Source organism: Neoroseomonas rubea, from assembly GCF_016106015.1.
Taxonomy (GTDB): domain Bacteria; phylum Pseudomonadota; class Alphaproteobacteria; order Acetobacterales; family Acetobacteraceae; genus Neoroseomonas; species Neoroseomonas rubea.
Genome location: NZ_JACADQ010000546.1, coordinates 1 through 1,682, shown reverse-complemented (window position 1 = coordinate 1,682; position 1,682 = coordinate 1). Strand labels below are relative to the sequence as shown.

Genomic DNA, 1,682 nt, shown 5'->3' with positions numbered 1-1,682 from the left:
CTCCGGCCGGTCGTCCCACGCCGCCACCTCCGCCCCCCATTCGGCGAGCCGCAGCGCCGCGGGCAGGCCGGCGCGGCCGAGCCCGACGACCGCGATGCGCGCGCCGAGGAAGGGGGTGAAGGGGGGCGCGGGCCGCGTCATCGGATCTTCAGCGTGCTGAGGCCGACAAGGGCGAGGATCATGGCGATGATCCAGAAGCGGATGACGATCGTCGGTTCCGCCCAGCCCTTCTTCTCGAAGTGATGGTGCAGCGGCGCCATCAGGAAGACGCGCCGGCCCGTGCGCTTGAACCAGAAGACCTGGATGACGACGGATATGGTCTCGACCACGAACAGGCCACCGACGATCGCCAGGACGATCTCATGCTTGGTCGCGACCGCGAGCGCGCCCAGCGCCCCGCCCAGCGCGAGCGAGCCCGTATCCCCCATGAAGACCGCCGCCGGCGGCGCGTTGAACCATAGGAAGCCGAGGGCCGCGCCGATCAGCGCCGAGGCAAAGACGGCGAGTTCGCCCGTGCCGGGCACGTAGTGCAGCTGCAGGTAGTCGGAGAACAGCCGGTTGCCCACCAGGTAGGCGATCAGCGCGAAGACGGCGGCCGCGATCATCACCGGCACGATGGCCAGCCCGTCGAGCCCGTCCGTCAGGTTCACCGCGTTGGACGCGCCCATCATCACGAGCATGCCGACCAGCGGGAACAGCAGGCCGAAGGGGATCAGCAGCTCCTTGAAGATCGGCACGGCGAGCGTGGTCGACAGCGGCCCGGGCATCAGCCAGGTGATCCAGACCGCGGCGACGAGGCCGAGCCCCGCCTGCACCGCGAGCTTCATCCGCCCCGACACGCCCTTGGTGTTGCGCTTGGTCACCTTCAGCCAGTCATCGGCGAAGCCGAGCGCGCCGTAGCCGACCGTGACCAGCAGCACCGCCCAGACCATGCCGGAACGCAGGTCGGCCCAGAGGAGAGTCGAGACGACGAGCGCGCCGAGGATCATCACGCCGCCCATGGTCGGCGTGCCCTTCTTCTCGATCAGGTGGCGCTCCGGTCCTTCCTCGCGGATCGGCTGGCCGCCGCGCTGGAAGGAGCGCAGCCAGCGGATGATGGCGTTGCCGAACATCAGGCAGATCACCAGTGCCGTCAGGCAGGCCGCGCCGGCGCGGAAGGTGTGGTAGCGCGCCAGGTTGAACAGCTGGAAATCGTCCGCGAAGGGAACAAGGAAATTGAAGATCACGGCGCGTTCCCCCGCATCAGCTCATCGACCACCACTGCCATGCGGGACCCGAGCGAACCCTTCACCAGCACTGCGTCGCCGGGGCGGAGCGCGGCCTTGAGCACCGGCGCGAGTGCCGCCGAATCCGGCAGGTGCGCGCCGCGCTTTCCTTCCGGCAGGGCGCGATGCAGGTGCCCCATCATCTCGCCGCAGGTGAAGACCAGGTCGCAGGCCGCCGCCGCGTCGGGCGCGAGGGATGCGTGGATCTCCGGCGCTGCCTCGCCCAGTTCGCGCATGTCGCCCAGGGCGGCGAGCCGGCGTTCAGCCCGCTGCGCGGCGAGCACGGCGAGCCCCGCGCGGATGGATGGCGGCGACGCGTTGTAGGAATCGTCGATCAGCAGCGCGTCCCCGCCCGGCACGGCGATGCGGCTGCGCCGGCCGCGCCCCGCCGGCGCGCCGAAGGCCGCGAGCGCGCCC

At 70.7% G+C, this 1,682-nt stretch carries 2 protein-coding genes; both read right to left on the bottom strand.

Features of this window, described 5'->3' with window-relative positions; all coding sequences use genetic code 11:
* Positions 1-137: 137 nt before the first annotated feature.
* Positions 138-1,226 (bottom strand): phospho-N-acetylmuramoyl-pentapeptide-transferase, encoded by a 1,089-nt coding sequence (mraY, locus tag HW577_RS24690; RefSeq protein ID WP_198378738.1) that lies wholly within the window; start codon positions 1,224-1,226, stop codon positions 138-140.
* A partial coding sequence (locus HW577_RS24685; RefSeq protein WP_332837807.1) for a glutamate ligase domain-containing protein occupies positions 1,223-1,682 on the bottom strand: 460 nt, incomplete at its 5' end. The genes mraY and HW577_RS24685, both read right to left, overlap by 4 nt.